This window comes from Polynucleobacter sp. 31A-FELB, assembly GCF_018882405.1.
Taxonomy (GTDB): Bacteria; Pseudomonadota; Gammaproteobacteria; order Burkholderiales; family Burkholderiaceae; genus Polynucleobacter.
In genome coordinates, this window is the sequence record NZ_JACVOO010000001.1 from 96,766 (window position 1) to 117,175 (window position 20,410).

Here is a 20,410-nt window from a genome sequence, read left to right on the forward strand (position 1 = left end):
ATGATTAATCACCATCTGTCTGACGGGATTCTGAAGATATTACTGAACCGTTCTGAGAAAAAGAACGCATTTACTAATGCAATGTATCGTGAACTTACACAGACACTCTTTGATGGAGATCAAAACCCTCAAGTGAAGGTGATGTTGATCTCTGGGGCTGGCAATGCCTTTTCAGCAGGTAACGATATTGTGGATTTCATGCAATCGCCGATTACACATGAAGATGCGCCACCCATTAATTTGTTAAAGGCGCTAGCAGGACTAACTAAGCCTTTAATCGCAGCAGTTGATGGAGTTGCGGTTGGCATTGGGGCAACATTACTGTTTCATTGCGATTTGGTATACGCGCAGAAGAATGCTCGTTTTATATTTCCTTTCGTTTCCTTGGGCTTGGTTCCAGAGGGTGCGGTCTCATTATTGCTACCACGTCTCGCTGGCCATCAAAAGGCTTCAGAAATATTGCTTTTTGGTGAACCCATCAGCGCTGATGAAGCCCATCAAATTGGATTTGTAAACAAAGTAATTTCAGAACCATCTGCACTGCCTTATGCGGAGCAGAGAGCCAAAAAACTAACTACCTTATCCTCCGGATCAGTCTCAAGAACGAAGTCTTTGTTAAAAGAGGGTGAACTTAAGGCTGCAGTACTCAATCAAATTGATATTGAAGGCAAGCACTTCATCGATAGACTCCATAGTCCAGCAGCAAAAGAAGCGCTGACCTCCTTTTTAGAAAAGCGCACCCCCAATTTTGATGGGCTAGATTAGCGACCTGCTCGGATCAGGTCTACTGCTTTTTCAGCGATAGCAATGATGGGAGCATTAGTATTGCCTCCGATTAGGGTTGGCATGATCGAGCCATCAACCACCCTTAGCCCCTCCATGCCATGAACTTTTAAGTTTGCATCAACTACTGCCATTGCATCATGGCCCATCTTGCAGGTGCCCACTGGGTGATAGACCGTATCAGCCCGCTCCCGAATAATCTTCCGAATGTCATCATCTGTTTTTACATTAGGTGTAAAGACATCTTTTTTGCGTATCTTAGTAAACGAGGGGGCATCCATTAGTTGTTTGGTCAGCTTATAACCTTTAACTAGGGTTTCCAAATCCTCTTCTTCAGCCAAAAAAGCTGGATCAATTAATGGTGCGTCTTGCATACTGTTACTAGCTAGCGTAATCTGCCCACGGCTCTTAGGCCTCAGAACGCATACATGACACGAATAGCCATGGGCCATATGTAATTTACGAGCATGATCTTCCACTAAGCTAACTACAAAATGCAATTGCACATCTGGCGCCTCAAGACTGGGATCTGTTTTGAGGAAGCCGCCCGCCTCTGCAAAGTTGGTGGCAATCATACCTTCGCGTGAACGAACATACTTGATAATTTCACCAGTCAATTTAACCGTACCACCTAAAGAAATGCCGATCAGATCAAGGCTATCTGCTGAATAGCCAAAAATAAAGTCTGGATGGTCTTGAAGATTTTGACCTACACCAGGCAAATCATGGATAACTGGTATATCGAATTTCTTTAACTCTTGAGCAGGCCCCACCCCTGAAACCATGAGTAATTGTGGGGAATGGAAGGCGCCTGCACACAGAATAACTTCTTTGTTAGCGCGCATGATGTGCTGTTTACCACCCTGCATATAGCTCACGCCCACAGCGCGCTTACCTTCGAACAAAATACACTCAACCTGAATACCAGTTTGCACATTTAAATTTTTTCGTTTACCCATATGGGGGTGTAAATAGCCACGCGCTGCACTCCAGCGCTCACCATTTTTATGGGTAACTTGATAAATCCCTAAACCCTCTTGCTCAGCACCATTGAAGTCTTCCGTAACCGGAAATCCGGCTTCCTTGGCTGCATTCAAATAGATTTGCTGAAAAGGATTATGTGACTGCAGATTTGATACAGATAAAGGGCCATCAATACCGTGGAAGGAATTCTGAATTGTGGTGTTGTTTTCGCTTTTCTTAAAGTAAGGAAGTAGCTCGTCATATGACCAGCCTATATTGCCAAGCGCTGCCCAGTGATCGTAATCAGAGCGATGCCCTCTGGTGTAAATCATGGCATTAATCGCCGAAGAGCCACCTAAACACTTTCCTCTGGGCTGATATCCTCGACGGCCGTTTAAGCCCTTCTGGGGTACCGTTTGAAAGGCATAGTTATTGATTGATGTGGGTAACATAGCTACGGCAGCCGCAGGCGTTTTAACGACCCAGCTATCACCATTACCGCCAGCCTCCAGCAATACAACGCTAGTGCCGGCATCCTCGCTAAGTCGTCCTGCCATCACACTACCAGCAGACCCACCACCCACGACAATGTAATCAAAGGCCTGAGACTTCATTGTTGATTACTCCAGTGATTCATCAGCTTTGATCTAGCTGAAGGCTGTATATTGATTTTGCTCATATCCCCAGCGTAATGGCGCACTACCCGTCTGTCCATTAAGGCAAACCAGAGGGGCGGGCAATACGCCAAGGTAATCATGGATGCATAACCACCTGGCAATTGAGGAGCCTCTCCAAAATGACGTAATGCTTGATAACGTCTAGTTGGATGAGCATGATGATCAGAATGGCGCTGTAGGTGATACAACAAAATATTTCCGACTATATGGTTACTGTTCCAAGAGTGCTCTGGTGCACAGCGCACGTACCCACCATTTTGATCTTTTTGACGTAACAGACCGTAGTGCTCTACATAGTTCACAACTTCCAACATCGAGGCAGCGTAGATGCCCTGAAGGACAAGAAAGATTAGTGCCGCCCATCCCAACCAAAATATGAGAGCACCGTACAAGAGAATCGTGAGAGACCAAGCTTGGAGATTTTCATTCTGAATACTCCAAACGACCCTCCCTTTTCTTTTTAAGCGTTCTCGCTCTAATTCCCATGCGGAAATTAGGCTGCCCAATACAGTACGCGGCAGAAATGCCCAAAAACTTTCCCCCATACGGGCGCTAGCAGGATCCTCTGGTGTTGCCACCCGCTTATGATGGCCGCGGTTATGTTCCACAAAGAAGTGGCCATACATACTGGAGGCTAATGCCAATTTAGAAAGCCAGCGATCTACGGACTCTTGTTTATGCCCTAACTCATGAGCAGTTCCAATGCCAATACCATTGGTAGATCCCACAGTAAATACTAGGGCGATGTAGGCATACCAATCTAAAGACTGAGTCGCTGCCAGCCAAGTTCCATAGACTGTGCCAATGAGCTGAAAGGGAACATAAACCCAAACCAGCGCGCGATAAAAGAAATCTTTATTTAAGCTCTCGACAGCGGATTCCGGAGGATTGCTAAAGTCTTCACTAAAAGTCAGATCTAAGATAGGGATGGCGATATGAATGATGGCTAGGGCAAAAAGCAAATAGAGCCAATGACCGGTCAATACGAATGCCAGAATAGAGGCGGTAAAAGCAAATGGAATGGTTGGGCTCAATAACCAAAGCCAGCGCTTATCATTCCACTCTGGACCTTGGATTGTTGTTATGCCGTTCATAACCACATCTTAGCCTCCACTCAAAAAAATTGCTTGATTTGATAGCCTGCATTTCTAGGCGCTATGCTCAGAGTACCTTAGTGAAATCCCTAATGATGGAGCGCCATTAAAGCCTCATTAGTGACCGATAAGGCCCGATCCGAATGGAGGTTTAGATAACCAGATTAGGGGCATCAGCGCCACCAAAATGAGTCCTGCCAATAGCATTAGCTGATTGGTTGAAAGCATGTAGGCCTGAGAGGTAACCAAGTTATCAACTAAGGCATATCGCTGCATTTCTGTCATGCCGAGTTTGGCAGTTGTTTCCATCAATTGTTGGTATGCAAGATTCCCCGTCTGAATATTGCTCATGAGGTTCTCATGCTGTCTAATCGCATTGTCCTGCCAGAGCGTAGTGGCAACCGCTGTTCCTACACTGGCACCCACGTTTCTTAAAAAGTTAGAGATACCCGTACCAGAAGCGATTTGACTCCCCCTGAGCTGTGACATAGAAATTGCAGACATTGGCATGAAGAATCCTGCAATACCCACACCCATAATGAGGCGAGCAAACATCAGTGTTTTTTCATCGACGCCAGTTGTAAAGCCGGCAGCCATCCAGCACCCAATTGCCATGGCGGCAAATCCAATAGTAGCAATGATTCTCGCGTCAATACGATGGATATTGGCCCCAAATAAAGGGCCACAAAATAAAGCCAATACTCCAGTGATTGCCATGACCTTGCCAGAGTTAAATGCGGTATAGCCCAATTGGGTTTGCAGCCATAAAGGGCCGATCACAATGTAGATGTAAAAGGCAAAAGATCCTATCCCCAAGCAGATGGCAGAGGTACGAAAGTTCACCAGCCTAAATAAGCGCAAATCCACAATGGGGTGCTCTGCCCCCAACTCCCAGAGAACAAAGGCGACCCAAGAGATAAAGGAGATCGTTGCTAAAGTTGCAACGAATGATGATGACAACCAATCTAATTCACTACCCTTATCAAGTGCAATTTGCATCGAGGCGACAGCAGCAACTAGTAGCGCTATGCCAATAAGATCAATTTTCTCTTTAGAGGACTCAGGCTTTGGAGCCCCATACAACCAGTAAACCATCACAGCAATCAAAATGCCAAATGGCAAATTGATATAGAAAGCCCAACGCCATACCAAATTATCGGTAAGCCAGCCACCAATTAAGGGTCCTAATACAGGCGCCACTATGGTAGTTGTCGCCCAAATACCCAATGCCATACCCCGCTTTGCTGGCGGATAACATTTCATGATCAAGGTTTGGGAAAGCGGAATCATTGAAGCGCCAACAATGCCTTGCAAGATGCGCGAGATGACCAGCACCTCGAAGGATGGCGCCAACCCACACAGCATTGAAGCTATCGTAAAAAGTATTGTGGCAAAGATAAACTGACGTACCTCGCCAATTCTCTTGGCTAGAAAGCCGGTTAATGGCAAAAAGATAGCTTCGCTAACTGCGTAGGAAGTAATGACCCAGGTCCCTTGAGTTGGGCTAATAGCAAAATCTCCTGCAATAGTTGGTAAAGCAACGTTTGCAATGGACATATCAAGAACGTTCATAAAGGATCCCAAGGCAAAAGCCAAGGTTCCAAGTACCAGCTTATATCCCTTAAGAGGCTCTAGCTCAGGCGCACTCATAAGGGCTAATTATGGCTTCTTAGAATTCGTCAATAGAGACTGAATATGGCGCTCAGCTTTATCAAATTGCTTTTGATAAATAGTAGTGTCACTAATGGGACCTTTATCCATCGCCTGTAGTGAACTACCATCGCGATCACTAGTATCGACTTTAACATTCATTGATAAGCCAATATTTAAGGGGTGCTTACTTAACTCATTACTATCCAGCGCGATTCTCACAGGTAAGCGCTGCACTACTTTTACCCAATTTCCTGTGGCATTCTGAGGTGGCAAAAGGGCTAAAGTGGAACCTGTTCCAGGGGCAAAGCCAACTACCTTGCCATGAAATTCCATCTTGCCTCCGTAGATGTCAGATTCCAATTTCACCGACTGTCCAATGCGAATATTTTTAAGCTGATCTTCTTTAAAATTCGCATCAACCCAAATCTGATCGCCCGCAACCATCATTGCCAGTTGAGTGCCTGGAGCTACACGCTGGCCAACTTGAGCATACCGCTTTGCTATTGTGGCTTTAGCTGGACTTTGAACATCGACTCGAAGCAGATTGATGTAGGCTTGGCGGGCATTAGCCATCGCCTTTAGCAAGGCCAACTGAGAGTGTTCCAGCTCCTCTTTTGACACACTGGCATCGCCCTGTAAGACCTTACGCTTTTGGTAATCTGCATTCGCATTGCGCAAATCAATGTCTGCTTTTTCAGATGCAATCAGTACTTCTGTAGGGTCAACCCTAAAGAGTGTTTGGCCCTCCTCGACAGATTGGGTTTCAGAAACATTGACAGTAGCAATCGCGCCTTCTATTTGGGATACAACCTGAATCTGAGAACCTGCTACATATGCATCATCAGTAGATTCTGAATTACGGCTAAAAATAAGCCAGTACAGCAGTCCTAAAAGAAAGACGCCAACCAGGATCGCGAAAAAGATCTTGAAAGCTTTTGGTCGATTAAAACCGCCATTGTTTGTAGTAGTGTCCATGGATATTCCGAGTGAAATACTTATTGAGTTTGTCCGCTTAATTTCGCTTGAGTTCTAGATTCAGATTTAGACTGAAGATAAGATCCGCCTAAGGCCTGAACCAGCACCACATTGGCAGTTAACAGTTTGGATTTAGCATCTGCATAGTTTTGCCCCTGCAACAGATAAGCCTGCTCCGCAGTTAAAGACGCTTCTTTGGAGGCGATTCCAACCTCGCTTCTACTGCGCGTAATTTCAAAATTTCTTTTGGCGTTTATCTCGGCATTAGCGAAGCCCTCATAATTAGCCTGTGTATTCTTCACAGATCCAATGCTATCGGCAACCTCTCGCAAAGCTTGTACTAGTTGCTCCTGATATGAGGCAATCGCTTGGTTTCGATTGGCTTCTTTGCCAGTTACGTTGGCATCAATTACGCCGCCATCAAAGATTGGCAGATTTATCGCAGGGCCGATACTAAATTGCTGACTTCTGCTAGAAAAAAGTTGGGATAAGCCAAATGATTGAACTCCGATGAAACCTGCAAGATTCACGTCCGGCAAGTACTCTAACTTTGCACCTTCTAATTGCAGCTTTGCTACATCAATCTGACTTAACAATGCCTGTAAATCAGGCCTGCGCTCCAATAGATCGGATGGGATAACTTCGGGGAGACTAAGATTGGTTGCCTGAATCGATGGGGCCTTGAGCGATTCACCCCAGGATGGGCCCTCTTGAACCAAAGCAGCAAGTTGATGCTGCATCATCTTCACACTCAAATTAGACTGATTTACATTAGCTTGAGCAGACTCTAATTCTACCTTGCGCTGATTTACTGTCAACGCATCAACTAGACCTGCGTGCTGGCGGTCAATGGCAATACGCAGTAAATTCTTTCTGACCTCAAGCTCCCTCGCATAGAGTGCTCGAGCCTGAACCATATGGTCATAGTCAAAATAAACGCGCACAATCGTTGTCGAGAGAAGAAGTTCTGAGGCTTTGTAATTTGCTTGAGCAACAAGTACCTGATTCTTGGCGGCATCAAAATACTTCTTTTGCTTTCCCCAAATATCCAAAGACCAACTCAGTGAAGCATTGGCTAGTCCGTATCCAGTGTAAATAGGCATGCCAGGCACAAAAATATAATTCTGTGAAAGTTGTTGTCGATCAACCTGACCTCCAACACTTACCTGAGGAATAAATGCCGCCCTTTCACTCTCTAACATCGCTTGGGCTGCCGCTATCCTTGCGCCTGATGTATCCAAGCTAGGAGACTGCTTAAGCCCCAGTTGAATCAATTGATTTAACTGGGGGTCGCCAAATGCCGTCCACCATGCATCTTCAATAGGATTAGTACTGCTGTTATTGCTATTGGTTTGTGTAGCCAGCTTTGGCTCAAGCACATCAATGGATTTCGCAGCTTGCTCAGGCAATGCCTGCCTAGGAAAAAAGGCACAAGCCGATAGGAGAGAGCCTATGGACGTCACTAGGACTACGCTACATACCCAAGCTAAGCGCCTCATGAGCTCACCTCAAGTTGCTGTAAATTATTTTTTTCAATTCGCAATAAGAAATCGCGTAATTGATCAAATTCTTTTTGCGTAAAGCCATTTAATGACTGATTTAATAGATCGCACCACAGTGGTGGAATCGATATTGCCGCCTTCTTTCCGTCAGCAGTGAGCGATAGGCCAATTACACGTCCGTCCTTTTTGGAGAGCTCTTTTTGTATGAGTTTCATCTTTTCCAGTTTTTGAACCACGCGCACTGTTGCTGCGGCATTAACTCCTAACGCTTGCGATAAGGAAGAAATCGTAGCCGCTTCAGAATGTGAAACGAGGAGCAACACGCTCATCTGCGCTGCAGTAATACCAAGATCTGCCAGCCTCAAATCACCTAGGCGTTGATAGCTTGATTTGTTACGCAACATCAAATAAGCCACACTCCCCTGGGGGCGGTAATTATCCGGGGTGTAGAAAGAGGATGGTGAAGGGCTGGTATTTTTCATAAAACTAATTGACTAGTCAATGAATTTTATAACACAAGAACTTATTTTGCCGGTGCGACTCAGCAGAAATCACCACAAGCTTGATGAGGGTAAAAAACCTTACTTAGGTGCTTTTAGGGTGATTTTGGGCTCAAATTAAGGAATAAGGTAACTAGGAATCGTTAGCAAGAGCCTGACTTAAAGCCGCCAAAAAGAGTTCTTGGCCGAGATGAACTTTCGCCTGCCAGTCTTCCCCAGAGTCTTCATTAGCTTCATCGGTGATGTATTTAAATGATTGCCAAGGTATGTGATGATCATGTGCAATCGCAGCAATTGCAAATAGCTCCATATCAACAACATCAACACCTTGGCTATGCAACCAAGGATCGGATGCCGTCACAAAGCTATCACCAGAGCCACAGATAAATCTTCCGGTAGATACATACTCTTGTGGTCTAGCGCAAAAAGGAGTGCTGCCGCGGGGTGCTAGTGGCTCAGCATCCATATCGCGCTGAATGACCTTACCGATTTCTAGTAGCCCCTGTAATTCTGTTTTGATTTTCCCTGCGGTACCGAAATTCAATATTCTCTTTGGTGAGTATTGGTGAATGGCTTTGATGCTGGTTATGGCAGCATTAATTTTGCCAACGCCTGAATAAACAATTTCCACCCCACTTGGCAGAGCTTCACGCTTGAGCTCGGACTCTAATGCGGTAATAATAAGAAGTTCTGTTTTCATATTGGCTGTTGATGAATTTATTAGATTATCTACCCGGAGTCCCCGACTTTCCTAAGCCAGGGATCCTATTCAGGGATATCTCCCCACTTTTAGCCAATCCAGCAGCATTTAAGGAGGCTACCCTTCGACTAGAGGCGCTGGCCCAGCAGTTTGACTACAGCCATATTCTAGGTATTGAGTCACGTGGATTTATCTTTGGTGCTGCCCTAGCCCACCAGGCTCATAAGGGGCTCGCCTTAGCCCGAAAACCCAATAAGCTACCCTTGGCTAGCCATCGAGAATCCTATGGCCTGGAATACGGCTCTGACTCTCTGGAGATTCAGCAATCCACCCTGCCAGCTGGGGCACGAGTTTTGATTCTAGATGATGTTTTGGCTACTGGCGGAACGATCATAGCAGCCAGTCAGTTACTTAAAAAAGCAGGGTTTGAAGTAGCTGGTGCTTTAACTTTTTTAGAAATCGCCGGTTTAAATGGCGGCGACCTTCTAACTCGAAAAGGAATTACTAATAAAACCGTACTAATAGCCTAAGGGCTAGAGTTACACCAGCTTCTTGGCGGTTTTGAGTAGCTTGACAGCGCCCCAGCCTACAGCAAGCACCTTACTAGCAAGCTTGGGTTTGTAGTGGGCCAGTACAGCAAATGCGCCAGTCCACAGCACTGGGGTGCTCTTCACAAAATTAAAGGCATCTACACCCCTATCAGCCCAAGATAAGGGCTTTTCTATTGGTTCAAAATGCAAGGCAAAATCAGCGCGCTCTTGCGCCGCGCGCTCCTGAAGAACTCGCTGCCGAGCTAGAAGCTCTGAAATCTTTCGACTCATCGCTTAGCAAGCTCCTGGCGATCTTTGGATAGCTCAGCAATCGTTGCTTCAAATAATTTAGGCATAGTCTTGAGAGAACGCAAGACTACCAGCGCCAAAATAATTCCGACGGATAAGAATCCACCAGTAAGCAAACTTAATGCGAAGATGCGATTAGCCTCCCAGCTATAAATAACAATGAGCAAGGCTAGCATCACTAAACCAAAAAACAAGAAAAATAAGGTAAAGATGATCATGACCATCAAACTCAAAAACTTAGCGCGTGCAATCTGAACATCAGTGGAGATCAACTCCAGACGCGTCTGGGCGATTGACGCACCTGTAGAGACTAGATTCTTGAGGGACGATAAAAGATTTTCTTGGGACATGAGTGCCTAGCGACGACGAATAAAGAGGCCAATTAACAGGCCAAGACCAGCAGCAACGCCGACTGCCTCCCAAGGATTGCGATGAACGAACTCATCGGCACTCTCAGCAACTACTTTAGCCTTTTCAGTCAAAGTGCCTTCCATTGAAGAAAAGCTTTCTTTCGCATTATTGAGCGTATCCAAAGCCTTTGAGCGAATAGCACTCAGAGGTCCATCCTCATGGCTTGCTGTTGCTTTTATAAGATCTTCAGCATCCGCCATGAGCGCCTTGAAGTCACCAATCAAATTCTCAGAGTTAATCTGAGCTTCTTCATGGTGGATAGTTGATTTTTTAGCAGTCATTACCGCTCCTAGTTGATAGGCTTAAAGGAATTAATTGATCCATTCTAAGCAATTCCACTCAGTAATTACAGTATTAGCACTGTCATCCCAGCATTGCCTTCCTTAAAGTGCTTAAGATAGGCTTTAAGGCCTGGCCTTCTTCGCAAAAGCGCATGATAGGACTCGCTACCAAAGGCGGTTTGCTCGCCAAAATGGTATTCATCGACGCGGTCTGAAAAATAGTTATTTTCGAGGGCGTCATGTACGACCCACTTTATTCTTCCGCCCTCGCCACTTGCTCCATAGCCATGGATCAAGATCATTGCCTTAATGCCCACTTCTGATGCGCGGCGTAGAGCAATGGTTAAGCGATCCAAAGCCTCTTCAGCACTTGGACTATCGAACTTCAAATTCAGCACCATCGTATCGCTATGCGGGATAGGAAGCTCCTCGCTTCCGCATTGACGACACTCCCCAATCATCCCCCTGGGGTTGCCACATTCCAGACATTCAAATGAATGGGTCATCACACACCTTTATCGATGATTGGGAAACCCATTCAACCCATTCACGCAGCATTAAGAGCAGTACTTTGCTTCCAATGCGGATGCTGAATTTACTTGATCGTCAACCATGCGGTTTAAGGTCATCTGCGCTGCATCTTTATTTTCCTGAACCTTGAGATTCATATTAATTAGACCGGCCACATCCTTGCGAATAGATGTATTGCCGTAACGTAAACCTTTCAATGTGGAAACTGCTTCAGCTGAAATCTTGCACTGCTGGCTAACTAATTCAGAAGAATCAGATGAGGTATTTGCGTATGCAAATGCAGCTACGGAGATTGAGGCGACAGCTAATAGAGTTTTTTTCATCTTATTTCCTTAATTTGTGACCACACGTTGGACAACAACCTGAATCTTTTGCTTTTGTTTTTCTTAAGGCGGCGTAGACGCTAGATTCTGAAATTTCCATCTTCCTAGCGGCTTGAGCTGCGGTCATTCCCTTCCCTATCCAATCTAAAGCTTGATGTGTTTTTGGTATCGCTCTTCTCATTTACCCTCCTTTAGTAATACTATACCACAGAAGTTGTGAAGTTGTGAACTTTAGTAATAAATATTTAAGCGCAGAAAGAAAAAGGCTCGGATATTAGGAGCAGATGCGATTTAGCGAATATGCCGGCAAGCAGATGAAGGTGCGGCATTGAAAGCCATATACGAACTATTATTAGCTCTCACCCACCGCATTCTGGGCAAGAAGAAGGAAGTAACAGCAATTGCAATTGATTATGTCGATCCTTAATTCTGGATGGTTGGCGGCAAGATACCAAGGGTTCGCAAGCCACCCCTTTGGGGTGCCCTTGACGGAAATAGACCGCCTATATTCCACCAATTTAAATCAGTAAATGACTCATAAATAAGTCATTAATGTATTTAAGGACTTATTTATGAGTCATTTTTTTGACAAATCAGGTCTAAACAGGTATATTAGCGCCTTGTACCTAATGAAGAGCATGAGGCAGCTATGCGCGTAGATCAACAACTATCTCTAGCATCAAAGCAACTTAGCCAATCCGCTGAAATAGCGCAATGCCTAGTGTCCTTGCGCCTTGCCCGTCATGTTCGCCAAGGTGAGGCTGCGGTTCGTGCTGGCCTATCTCGTGCAACTGCCCAGCGTATTGAAAAAGGTGATCCTGGCGTTGCCATTGGCGCGCTCCTGCGTTACTTAGATGCAATAGCTCCAGGCATGACCCTACTGCAACTCTTAAGCGGCAATGATCCTGCGATTGCTGCCTTGGAGCGTCGTTTGCGCCCACAACGCGTTCGCGACTTAAGTGCAGCTGAAATGAAAGCGCTTGATTTCTGATGGCAAACACAACCAAAGACCTGTTTGTCTTTGCCAATCTTGATGGTGAATTTGTGCCAGCAGGACAACTGCAAGTAGACGAGGAAGGCTCAAGACTTATTGCCTCTTCATTTGCCTATGGCCTGCGCTACCTAGATAGGGGCACTGCACAGGAAATTGATCCTGTTGCCCTTAGTCTTAAGAATAAAAGTGAGATCAAAGGCAAGCGCCTCGTTCCACCAAATGGTCTAGAAGTTTTTGGCGGAATTCGGGACGCTGCTCCTGATTCTTGGGGAAGAAGAGTCATTGAAGCAAGACTTAAGGTTCCAGCTAATAGCCTGCCTGAATCAACCTACCTTCTTGAGGCTGGTAGCGATCGCATTGGGGCATTAGATGTTCGAGCCTCCTTAGATCAAGAAGAGCGCCCTGCTCATGAAAGTATTCACAATCTATCTTACGTACTGGAAGGTGCGCAAAAGATCGAGGCTGGCTTACCAGTTTCCGAAGCATTATCCAGAATTTTGATTGTGGGTAGCGGCCTAGGGGGTATGCGCCCAAAGGCAAGCGTGCGCGACGATGACAACATTTTATGGATGGCCAAGTTCCCAGGCAACAATGATGGCGCTTTAGATGTACCAAGCATTGAATACGCCACCCTCAAACTTGCAGAATTGGCTGGCCTCAATGTAGCTCAAACTCAATTAGAGCAAGTCGGCAAGAAAAAGGTGTTGATGGTCAAACGCTTTGATCGCTCTTGGATCGCCTGTGCTCGACCAGTAGAAATTCGTCATCATGTGGTTAGCGCCCTCACCCTTGTTGCTTGCCACGAATCAGAGTCCAATACAAAAAGCTATATGGATATTGCGGATGCTATACGCAGATATTGCCTGGTTCAAACCGTCAAATCGGATGTTGAAGAACTATATGCACGCATGATCTTTAACCTTTTTGTCAGCAACGATGATGATCATCTACGCAATCATGCCTTCTTATGGAATCGGAAGCTTAAAGGCTGGAGTCTAAGCCCACTCTATGATGTGATGCCCCATGCAGTCATTGCAAGTGAGCGCTATCAACATCTAGGCATTGGACCTCAAGGCAAGCTAGCAACCCTAGACAATGCCTATGGGGCTAAAGAACGCTTTGGTTTATCTGCGCAGCAAGCAAGCTCCATTATCGATCGCATATGGCGAGTAACGAGGCAGTGGAAAACACACTTCGAAAGCCTTGGAATTCCTGCAGATCAAATTGAAGGAATCTCTCTGGCCTTTAGGCATATTGATGATATTTGTAGTCCTGAATTAATCAAGACTTTAGCTAAGAGTTAATCCCTCATTAAGAAGATCTTGCCCGACAACTAGATTTCAACAATAAGAGCTGGATTGAATTCTGGGTTTTCAGCGTGGTTAGATCGAACATAACCACGAGGATTACAAACTACCCTAGTGCCATTCATTTCATACCTTGAATTGAGGCCAATTGGCTTATCTACGAAAAAAATCCTCAATCAAGATATGTTTTAGTGGTGGGTAGGCTGGTGGGTAGAGTCTTTTATAGAAAAAGAAAAAGCCCCAATTAAGGGGCTAAGTCATTGTTGTATGGCAAAAAGCAGGTAGGTTGCCAGAGTTACTGGCGGAGACGAGAGGATTCGAACCTCCGATCAGAGTTTTAGCCCCGATGCTCCCTTAGCAGGGGAGTGCCTTCGACCAGCTCGGCCACGTCTCCCTGCTTGATGCCTTTACAACGACCCACAGTTTAACGGATTCCGTTGGCTGAGGGTTTTTACTGCGTTTTTGAAGCGTTTACTGCGTGTTTATTACTTCTGATCCAGCTCAAATGCCTTATGGAGAGCGCGAACTGCCAACTCCATGTATTTCTCATCGATCACAACAGAAATCTTAATTTCGCTAGTAGAGATCATCAAAATATTGATGCCCTCTTCCGATAAGGTGCGGAACATTTTGCTTGCAACACCAACGTGGGAACGCATGCCAACGCCAACCACGGACACTTTAGAAACCTTTGGATCACCAGTGATTTCTTTAGCTTCGATATGGGCTTGAACGTTGTTCTTAAGTAAGTCCAAGGCCTTTTGATAATCGGCACGTGGCACTGTGAAAGTGAAGTCCGTCTTACCTTCAAAGGATTGGTTCTGAATGATGATATCCACATCAATATTGGCATCCGCAATCGGACCCAAAATTTGATAAGCGATACCTGGGCGATCAGGAACGCCAAGAACGGTAATTTTTGCTTCATCACGCGCAAAGGCGATGCCGGAAATAACTGCGGCTTCCATAGTGCTGTCCTCTTCAAATGTAATCAAGGTGCCCGACTTCATCTCTTGATCAAGGGGCATCAACGGGTCTGTCAGTGATGACAGAACACGGGTTTTAACTTTGTACTTACCTGCAAACTCAACTGAACGAATCTGCAATACCTTCGAACCCAAACTTGCCATTTCTAGCATTTCTTCAAAAGTAATTTTGTCTAAGCGACGTGCATCTTCGCAAACACGGGGGTCAGTCGTATAGACACCGTCTACGTCTGTATAGATCAGGCACTCGTCCGCCTTAAGGGCTGCAGCCATCGCAACTGCTGATGTATCTGAACCGCCGCGACCTAAAGTAGTGATATTGCCGTTAGGGTCTACGCCCTGGAAACCAGTTACCACCACAGCACGTCCCGCATTGAGATCAGCGAGAATTTTCTTGTCATCAATACTCTTGATGCGTGCTTTAGTAAATGAAGAATCCGTGTGAACAGTGACTTGCCAACCTGCATAGCTGACTGCATCCACACCTTCGCGCAGCAATGCCAAGGCCAATAAGCCAGAGCTCACTTGCTCGCCTGTCGAGGCGATTTGATCGAGTTCGCGTGGGTTTGCATTGGGATTGATATCTTTTGCCAAACCAAGTAAACGATTGGTTTCGCCAGACATAGCTGAAGGCACCACCACTACCTGGTGACCTGCACGCATCCACTTGGCAACGCGTTTAGCAACATTCTGAATGCGCTCAACTGAGCCCATTGAGGTGCCACCATACTTATGAACGATAAGAGCCATAAAAACCGTCGTATTGTCTATTTACAGGGAATTACATTCCCTAGGGTCTAAAAGGGGCTTATTTTACAGGGTTTTTATAGTCCAAAACGTGGGCATTGACAGTAGCTAGGTCTAGCGATAGGATTGGTGTTACTAAAGTAACACCAGGAGACCATTATGAGCATTGTTAGCACAACCTCCCTAAAGCTCACCGAAGAAATAAAACTACAAGCTACAAATGCAGCTAAAGAGCTTGGCATGACTCCACACGCATTTATGGTGGAAGCTATTAAGCAAGCCAGCCTCAATGCGGAAATACGCAGAAACTTTATTCAGCAAGCCAACATTGCTCGTCAAGGGGTTATCAAGAATGGTAAGGTCTTCGAATCAGACAAGGTTTTTGAGGCAATGAAAAACCGTATCACAGGGAAAAAAACTATATTGAAAGTTAGCAATTGGTAAGAATTGTTTTTGCTCCCCAAGCACTTGATGATTTAGAGCGACTTACTGACTTCCTAATAGAAAATGACAAAAGTGCTGCACTTCTCACAATTGAACTCATTGAAGAAGCTGTAAAAATTCTAGCAAGGCACCCGCTAGTTGGAAGACTTTGCGATACCCATCTAAGGGAGCTGGTGATTTCTCGGGGAAAGAGTGGCTATATCGCCTTATATAGCTTTGAGGAATCAAAAAATACGATCCTCATCAATGCCGTTCGCCACCAAAAAGAATCGGGCGGGATTTACTAAGTTAAAGCAATTCCCAGCAAGGCAAAACTCTTTTCCCACCTGGAACCAAATGCGGGTAACTGACCCCCACCCCCGCTACAGCCACAAGCTGCTCGTTGATATAGAGCAATGGTACCTGTCGCTCCCAAGGTGGCGTGTCGGACTCCTGAAAGAGGTTCTTAAGAGTCTTACGCGGGGTATTAGGCTTGATTTGAATCTTTTCCGCCCCCTGACGCAGTCTTTCCTCAACGCGGCCTTCTGCTTGGGCTTGAGCAACCCAATCCGCAGGTAGTCCTAGCGACTTACCTTTTGTGAGCACATCCTGGAACACCCACTGCCCGACTTTGGGCTTGGCTACTTGCAAGGCGCCACGCCACAAATAAATGCTCACCTCATCATGCTGCCACTCTAGGCTTGAATCTGATTTGACGGCGATCAGATCCCGCCACCAAGATTCAAGCCGTTCTTGAGAAGGCATGGCTAAATCATTTAACTTGAGCCAATAGCGCAGCAAATTATTAGCAGCAGGTCTATCAGCATTTGCGAATGCCAGAAGCGGTTTTAACTTCAGACTCTTAGTTTCAATAATTCCTTTTCCATCTTGCTTGGCCAAACGATCGAGCAGCACCTGGGATTGGGCTAGCAAGTCTGCGCTACGAGCTAAATTGGCAATTGCACCAGGCTGAATTTTTTCCAACCTTGGAATAATTTCTTTGCGAATAGCATTACGACGATAGCGCGTATTTTGATTACTAGGATCTTCAATCCATTTCAGTTTATGTTCTTTGGCGTAGGCTTCTAACTTGGCCTTAGTTTGATTTAATAGCGGGCGCCAAAGAGTAATGGTGTTGGCATCTTTTGCACTGGCATCTTTTGTATTGGCACGATTGAGTGGCATACCAGAAAGACCGGCCACTCCGGATCCTCGTAAGAGTTGCAAGAGCACGGTTTCTGCCTGATCATTTTGGTGATGCGCCAGCAGGAGATCTTCAATGCCATGCTCAATGCATAAGTCAGTTAAAGCCTCATAGCGCTCCACCCTTGCTCTGGCTTCGATATTGCCTTGGGATGGATCTGCAAAATGCAATAGGCGGAAGTCAAAATGCACCCGATACTTTTTAGCTAGCTTCTCGCAGAACTCCAGCCATTGATCTGCAGGCTTTTGCAAACCGTGGTGAATATGAAAAACCCAAACCTCGGTTGACTCTTGGGTTGAATTTTTTTGAACCGCTTTACAAACGGTATCGAGCAACACAACCGAATCAAGCCCACCACTTAAGGCAAGCCCAATACGTTTGGCTGCTTTGGTTTTTGCCTTAAGGCTTGGCTTCGATTTCCTTGAACTTGCCATAGCTCATCAAGCGTTCATGACGACGCTCAAGAAGCGCATCTACTTTCATACCATCGAAGGTCTTGAGTGACTCAGCCAAAGCTTTACGCATGCTGTTCATCATGGTCTCGTAATCGCGATGCGCACCACCAGTTGGCTCGGCGACGATCTTATCAATCAAGCCAATTGCTTTTAAACGCTGCGCAGTCAAACCCAGTTGCTCGGCAGCCTCAGGTGCTTTATCAGCAGTCTTCCAAAGAATGGATGCGCAGCCTTCAGGTGAAATCACAGAGTAGGTTGAGTTTTGCAACATCAGCACCACATCGCCCATAGCAATAGCTAGTGCGCCACCAGAACCACCCTCACCAATAATGGTAGCGATGATTGGAACTTCTAGTTCAGCCTGAACATAGAGATTGTGGCCAATCGCTTCGGACTGGTTACGCTCTTCCGCATCAATGCCTGGGAATGCGCCTGGTGTATCCACAAAAGTGAACACAGGCAACTTAAATTTTTCTGCCAAGCGCATGACACGCTTTGCTTTACGGTAACCCTCTGGACGACTCATACCAAAGTTTCTTAAGGCACGCTCTTTAGTGTCGCGACCCTTTTGATGGCCGATAACCACACAAGGCTGATTCTCAAAACGGGCTAAGCCAGTAATGATGGATTGATCATCAGCAAAATTACGGTCGCCATGAAGCTCATGAAAATCCGTAAACAATGCACCCACGTAATCCAGCGTGTAAGGACGCTGTGGATGACGCGCTACTTGTGAAACTTGCCAAGGGCTTAAGTTGGCATAAATATCTTTAGTCAGCTGCTGACTTTTTTCGGTAAGCGTTTTGATCTCATCAGAGATATCCACTGATGATTCATCTTGCACAAATTGCAGCTCTTCAATCTTTGACTCTAGTTCAGCGATTGACTGTTCAAAATCCAGGAAAGTCGTTTTCATAGCTTGATTTTAATATTCAACGGGGACGGGGTCGAGACTTCTCCACATATACCAGGTGGCTACGGTGCGCCAAGGGGCCCAATTTGCAGCCACTTCACGGGCTTCATGCCTACTGACAGGCTCTCCGCTGAAGTAATTGAGGGAAATGGCCTTAATTAGGCCTGCATCATCCAAAGGGAGGATATTAGGCCTCACCATGTTAAACATGAGGAACATTTCGGCTGTCCAGCGCCCAATTCCCCGAATATCACACAATTCTTTGATGATGGCCTCATCTTCCATGCCTTTCCACTGATTAGCATGCAAACGGCCAGAATCGAAATGATCGGCTAGGTCGCGAATGTATTCCACTTTACGACCCGATAAGCCCGCTCCACGTAATTCTTCAATACTTAAGGCAAGGATATTTTTCGGGGTAACTTTATTTTTAGACGCTAATAAAACCCGGTTCCACACAGACTGGGCTGCAGCCACGGATATTTGCTGACCAACAATTGACCTTGCCAGGGTCGTGAAAGCATCGCCACGCGTTCTCAAAAAAACTGAACCATGCTTAGGAATCAATTTTTTGAGAATACGGTCATGCTTGATTAACTCAGCGCAAGCTTGCTCCCAATACTCTGGGGCTGATTCTTCAAAAATTTCTTGCTCTACAACTTTAGTCAAAATACATTCTCAATCATAAATTGGATTACTTAACTTCTACGCCATTCAGTCAGGCCGCCGGGTTTATCTTCCAATACTACGCCCTGCTCCAATAATGTTTTACGAATTAAATCTGCCTTAGCAAAATCTTTAGCTTGCTTTGCGGCTACTCGTGCGGCAATCTGCTCTTCAATTGCAGCAACAGACAAACCCGCATCGCCGCCTCGAGATCCCTCTTGCAAAAATACTGTTGGATCACGCTGCAAGAAATTAAGAGTTCCAGCCAATCCTTTGAGAGTATTTGCTAATTGCGCCTTCTCATCACCCTGCGCACGATTGACCTCGCTCGCTAAATCAAAGAGTGCCGCAATAGCCTCAGGCGTATTGAAATCATCATTCATGGCATCAGCAAAGCGCTTAGCCCATGGTGAATGGGGGTCTACGGGCTTATTGCTCAATGGCACTTGGGCCAAGGCCGTATATAGACGAACCAAGCCAGAGCGAGCTTCCTCGAGTTGCGCATCGCTATAGTTAATAGGACTGCGATAGTGAGCGCGTAGCATAAAGAAACGCAGAACCTCAGGATCAAAGTTTTTCAGTACATCACGGATTAAGAAGAAATTACCCAATGATTTGGACATCTTTTCTTCATTCACCCGAATGTGTCCGTTGTGCATCCAATAATTTACAAACGGTTGATCACTGGCTTTGTGGTCTTGGCCATATAGGGCACCTTCGCTTTGAGCAATCTCATTCTCGTGATGCGGAAATTGCAAATCAGCGCCACCACCATGAATATCAAAATGCTCGCCCAACAAATCACATGACATAGCAGAGCATTCAATATGCCATCCAGGGCGACCTTCACCCCAGGGAGATTTCCAACGCGTATCGGCAGGCTCCTCCGCTTTTGCACTTTTCCACAGAACAAAATCCAGTGGATCACGTTTTCCGCCACCTACGGCGACCCGCTCACCTGCATTCAGTTCGTCTAAAGATTTACCGGAAAGGCGACCATATTCTGGAAATAAACGAACAGCGAAATTCACATCACCATCTTCGCCTTGGTAGGCTAATTCTTTTTCAATCAAGCGGCCAATAAGCCCCTGCATTTGCGCTATGTAATCTGTTGCGCGGGGCTCATGATCAGGATGCATCAAACCCAACTCATCTGAGTCAGCATGCATAGCGTCAATAAAACGCTGTGTCAGTGCAGCGATGGGCTCGCCATTCTCAATCGCACGATTGATGATCTTGTCGTCAATATCAGTGATATTGCGGACATAAACAACCTCATAGCCGCTGGCTCGCAACCAGCGCACCACCATATCAAACACAATCATCACCCGGGCATGGCCAATATGGCAAAAATCATAGACCGTCATTCCACAGACATACATCTTCACCTTGCCCGGCTCGATCGGTTTAAAGGCCTGTTTGGAACGACTGAGAGTGTTATAGATTTGCAGCATAGGGGCTATAAAGGTGGGCAAGTAGCGCC

23 protein-coding genes and 1 tRNA gene are annotated in these 20,410 nt (G+C 45.8%); 6 read left to right on the plus strand and 18 right to left on the minus strand.

All coding sequences use genetic code 11. The features are described from left to right. Complete coding sequence (locus tag ICN30_RS00440; protein ID WP_216229132.1) at positions 1-765, plus strand: enoyl-CoA hydratase; 765 nt, start codon at positions 1-3, stop codon at positions 763-765. On the opposite strand, the gene ICN30_RS00445 is transcribed toward ICN30_RS00440, so the two are convergent. The 7 genes from ICN30_RS00445 to ICN30_RS00475 all read right to left on the minus strand — a co-directional run bounded on the left by ICN30_RS00445 (position 762) and on the right by ICN30_RS00475 (position 8,847). After that, positions 762-2,360: a GMC family oxidoreductase gene (locus ICN30_RS00445; RefSeq protein WP_216229133.1), complete on the minus strand. Its 1,599-nt coding sequence runs from the start codon at positions 2,358-2,360 to the stop codon at positions 762-764. The two genes, ICN30_RS00440 and ICN30_RS00445, sit on opposite strands and share 4 nt — an antisense overlap. After that, positions 2,357-3,517: an alkane 1-monooxygenase gene (locus tag ICN30_RS00450; protein ID WP_216272572.1), complete on the minus strand. Its 1,161-nt coding sequence runs from the start codon at positions 3,515-3,517 to the stop codon at positions 2,357-2,359. Before ICN30_RS00450 ends, ICN30_RS00445 begins: the two co-directional genes overlap by 4 nt. A gap of 117 nt (positions 3,518-3,634) precedes the next feature. Continuing rightward, positions 3,635-5,167, minus strand: a complete 1,533-nt coding sequence (locus ICN30_RS00455) for a DHA2 family efflux MFS transporter permease subunit (RefSeq protein ID WP_216229135.1) — start codon at positions 5,165-5,167, stop codon at positions 3,635-3,637. Positions 5,168-5,176: 9 nt separating this feature from the next. Then, positions 5,177-6,145 carry an efflux RND transporter periplasmic adaptor subunit gene (locus tag ICN30_RS00460; protein ID WP_216191502.1) on the minus strand — a complete coding sequence of 323 codons (969 nt, stop codon included), beginning with the start codon at positions 6,143-6,145 and terminating at the stop codon, positions 5,177-5,179. A 20-nt stretch (positions 6,146-6,165) separates the two neighbouring features. After that, positions 6,166-7,644, minus strand: coding sequence for an efflux transporter outer membrane subunit (locus tag ICN30_RS00465; RefSeq protein WP_216229136.1), 1,479 nt, complete (start codon positions 7,642-7,644; stop codon positions 6,166-6,168). Beyond that, positions 7,641-8,129: a MarR family winged helix-turn-helix transcriptional regulator gene (locus ICN30_RS00470; protein WP_216229137.1), complete on the minus strand. Its 489-nt coding sequence runs from the start codon at positions 8,127-8,129 to the stop codon at positions 7,641-7,643. The genes ICN30_RS00465 and ICN30_RS00470 overlap by 4 nt, the downstream gene beginning before the upstream one ends. Before the next feature lie 151 nt (positions 8,130-8,280). Then, entirely contained in the window at positions 8,281-8,847 is a 567-nt protein-coding gene (locus ICN30_RS00475; RefSeq protein WP_216229138.1) for a 5'-methylthioadenosine nucleosidase, read from the minus strand. An 11-nt stretch (positions 8,848-8,858) separates the two neighbouring features. Between ICN30_RS00475 and ICN30_RS00480 the strand changes: the two genes are divergently transcribed. Beyond that, on the plus strand, positions 8,859-9,377 hold the full coding sequence (locus tag ICN30_RS00480) for an adenine phosphoribosyltransferase (RefSeq protein WP_216229139.1): 519 nt from the start codon (positions 8,859-8,861) through the stop codon (positions 9,375-9,377). A 9-nt stretch (positions 9,378-9,386) separates the two neighbouring features. Here ICN30_RS00480 and ICN30_RS00485 read toward each other — a convergent pair whose 3' ends face one another. The 5 genes from ICN30_RS00485 to ICN30_RS00505 all read right to left on the minus strand — a co-directional run bounded on the left by ICN30_RS00485 (position 9,387) and on the right by ICN30_RS00505 (position 11,232). After that, entirely contained in the window at positions 9,387-9,668 is a 282-nt protein-coding gene (locus tag ICN30_RS00485; protein ID WP_216229140.1) for a YqjK-like family protein, read from the minus strand. Continuing rightward, on the minus strand, positions 9,665-10,036 hold the full coding sequence (locus ICN30_RS00490; RefSeq protein WP_216272573.1) for a phage holin family protein: 372 nt from the start codon (positions 10,034-10,036) through the stop codon (positions 9,665-9,667). The genes ICN30_RS00485 and ICN30_RS00490 overlap by 4 nt, the downstream gene beginning before the upstream one ends. A gap of 6 nt (positions 10,037-10,042) precedes the next feature. Then, positions 10,043-10,378, minus strand: coding sequence for a YqjD family protein (locus ICN30_RS00495; RefSeq protein ID WP_216272574.1), 336 nt, complete (start codon positions 10,376-10,378; stop codon positions 10,043-10,045). 65 nt (positions 10,379-10,443) lie between these two features. Then, a complete protein-coding gene (locus ICN30_RS00500; RefSeq protein WP_216272575.1) occupies positions 10,444-10,884 on the minus strand; it encodes a Smr/MutS family protein in 441 nt (146 codons plus the stop codon). A 51-nt stretch (positions 10,885-10,935) separates the two neighbouring features. After that, on the minus strand, positions 10,936-11,232 hold the full coding sequence (locus ICN30_RS00505) for a hypothetical protein (protein ID WP_216272576.1): 297 nt from the start codon (positions 11,230-11,232) through the stop codon (positions 10,936-10,938). 649 nt (positions 11,233-11,881) lie between these two features. On the opposite strand from ICN30_RS00505, the gene ICN30_RS00510 reads away from it, so the two are divergent. After that, positions 11,882-12,223, plus strand: coding sequence for a helix-turn-helix domain-containing protein (locus ICN30_RS00510; protein ID WP_216272577.1), 342 nt, complete (start codon positions 11,882-11,884; stop codon positions 12,221-12,223). Beyond that, positions 12,223-13,530: a type II toxin-antitoxin system HipA family toxin gene (locus ICN30_RS00515; protein ID WP_216272578.1), complete on the plus strand. Its 1,308-nt coding sequence runs from the start codon at positions 12,223-12,225 to the stop codon at positions 13,528-13,530. Before ICN30_RS00510 ends, ICN30_RS00515 begins: the two co-directional genes overlap by 1 nt. Before the next feature lie 302 nt (positions 13,531-13,832). Here ICN30_RS00515 and ICN30_RS00520 read toward each other — a convergent pair. Beyond that, positions 13,833-13,927 (minus strand) — tRNA-Ser (locus ICN30_RS00520). Between the two features lie 91 nt (positions 13,928-14,018). Then, positions 14,019-15,269: an aspartate kinase gene (locus ICN30_RS00525; RefSeq protein WP_216181578.1), complete on the minus strand. Its 1,251-nt coding sequence runs from the start codon at positions 15,267-15,269 to the stop codon at positions 14,019-14,021. 156 nt (positions 15,270-15,425) lie between these two features. Here ICN30_RS00525 and ICN30_RS00530 point away from each other — a divergent pair, with 156 nt between their 5' ends. Both ICN30_RS00530 and ICN30_RS00535 read left to right on the plus strand, forming a co-directional pair. Further along, positions 15,426-15,710, plus strand: a complete 285-nt coding sequence (locus ICN30_RS00530; protein WP_216229148.1) for a hypothetical protein — start codon at positions 15,426-15,428, stop codon at positions 15,708-15,710. Beyond that, the gene (locus ICN30_RS00535) at positions 15,704-15,997 is read left to right on the plus strand and encodes a type II toxin-antitoxin system RelE/ParE family toxin (protein ID WP_216229149.1); all 294 of its coding nucleotides are present in this window, start codon (positions 15,704-15,706) and stop codon (positions 15,995-15,997) included. Before ICN30_RS00530 ends, ICN30_RS00535 begins: the two co-directional genes overlap by 7 nt. A gap of 1 nt (position 15,998) precedes the next feature. On the opposite strand, the gene tilS is transcribed toward ICN30_RS00535, so the two are convergent. The 4 genes from tilS to cysS are packed head-to-tail and all read right to left on the minus strand — an operon-like array spanning position 15,999 to position 20,381. Continuing rightward, a complete protein-coding gene (gene tilS, locus ICN30_RS00540) occupies positions 15,999-17,327 on the minus strand; it encodes a tRNA lysidine(34) synthetase TilS (protein WP_216272579.1) in 1,329 nt (442 codons plus the stop codon). Continuing rightward, entirely contained in the window at positions 17,293-18,264 is a 972-nt protein-coding gene (locus ICN30_RS00545) for an acetyl-CoA carboxylase carboxyltransferase subunit alpha (protein WP_216272580.1), read from the minus strand. The genes tilS and ICN30_RS00545 overlap by 35 nt, the downstream gene beginning before the upstream one ends. A gap of 9 nt (positions 18,265-18,273) precedes the next feature. Beyond that, on the minus strand, positions 18,274-18,930 hold the full coding sequence (locus tag ICN30_RS00550; protein ID WP_216272581.1) for a DNA-3-methyladenine glycosylase: 657 nt from the start codon (positions 18,928-18,930) through the stop codon (positions 18,274-18,276). Between the two features lie 29 nt (positions 18,931-18,959). Continuing rightward, positions 18,960-20,381, minus strand: a complete 1,422-nt coding sequence (gene cysS / locus ICN30_RS00555; RefSeq protein ID WP_216272582.1) for a cysteine--tRNA ligase — start codon at positions 20,379-20,381, stop codon at positions 18,960-18,962. Between the last annotated feature and the right edge of the window lie 29 nt (positions 20,382-20,410).

Coding starts and splice junctions, on each gene's coding strand:
- ICN30_RS00440 (WP_216229132.1), top strand. CDS start 1: ATGATTAATCACCATCTGTCTGACGGGATTCTGAAGATATTACTGAAC.
- ICN30_RS00445 (WP_216229133.1), bottom strand. CDS start 2,360: ATGAAGTCTCAGGCCTTTGATTACATTGTCGTGGGTGGTGGGTCTGCT.
- ICN30_RS00450 (WP_216272572.1), bottom strand. CDS start 3,517: ATGAACGGCATAACAACAATCCAAGGTCCAGAGTGGAATGATAAGCGC.
- ICN30_RS00455 (WP_216229135.1), bottom strand. CDS start 5,167: ATGAGTGCGCCTGAGCTAGAGCCTCTTAAGGGATATAAGCTGGTACTT.
- ICN30_RS00460 (WP_216191502.1), bottom strand. CDS start 6,145: ATGGACACTACTACAAACAATGGCGGTTTTAATCGACCAAAAGCTTTC.
- ICN30_RS00465 (WP_216229136.1), bottom strand. CDS start 7,644: ATGAGGCGCTTAGCTTGGGTATGTAGCGTAGTCCTAGTGACGTCCATA.
- ICN30_RS00470 (WP_216229137.1), bottom strand. CDS start 8,129: ATGAAAAATACCAGCCCTTCACCATCCTCTTTCTACACCCCGGATAAT.
- ICN30_RS00475 (WP_216229138.1), bottom strand. CDS start 8,847: ATGAAAACAGAACTTCTTATTATTACCGCATTAGAGTCCGAGCTCAAG.
- ICN30_RS00480 (WP_216229139.1), top strand. CDS start 8,859: ATGAATTTATTAGATTATCTACCCGGAGTCCCCGACTTTCCTAAGCCA.
- ICN30_RS00485 (WP_216229140.1), bottom strand. CDS start 9,668: ATGAGTCGAAAGATTTCAGAGCTTCTAGCTCGGCAGCGAGTTCTTCAG.
- ICN30_RS00490 (WP_216272573.1), bottom strand. CDS start 10,036: ATGTCCCAAGAAAATCTTTTATCGTCCCTCAAGAATCTAGTCTCTACA.
- ICN30_RS00495 (WP_216272574.1), bottom strand. CDS start 10,378: ATGACTGCTAAAAAATCAACTATCCACCATGAAGAAGCTCAGATTAAC.
- ICN30_RS00500 (WP_216272575.1), bottom strand. CDS start 10,884: ATGACCCATTCATTTGAATGTCTGGAATGTGGCAACCCCAGGGGGATG.
- ICN30_RS00505 (WP_216272576.1), bottom strand. CDS start 11,232: ATGAAAAAAACTCTATTAGCTGTCGCCTCAATCTCCGTAGCTGCATTT.
- ICN30_RS00510 (WP_216272577.1), top strand. CDS start 11,882: ATGCGCGTAGATCAACAACTATCTCTAGCATCAAAGCAACTTAGCCAA.
- ICN30_RS00515 (WP_216272578.1), top strand. CDS start 12,223: ATGGCAAACACAACCAAAGACCTGTTTGTCTTTGCCAATCTTGATGGT.
- ICN30_RS00525 (WP_216181578.1), bottom strand. CDS start 15,269: ATGGCTCTTATCGTTCATAAGTATGGTGGCACCTCAATGGGCTCAGTT.
- ICN30_RS00530 (WP_216229148.1), top strand. CDS start 15,426: ATGAGCATTGTTAGCACAACCTCCCTAAAGCTCACCGAAGAAATAAAA.
- tilS (WP_216272579.1), bottom strand. CDS start 17,327: ATGGCAAGTTCAAGGAAATCGAAGCCAAGCCTTAAGGCAAAAACCAAA.
- ICN30_RS00545 (WP_216272580.1), bottom strand. CDS start 18,264: ATGAAAACGACTTTCCTGGATTTTGAACAGTCAATCGCTGAACTAGAG.
- cysS (WP_216272582.1), bottom strand. CDS start 20,381: ATGCTGCAAATCTATAACACTCTCAGTCGTTCCAAACAGGCCTTTAAA.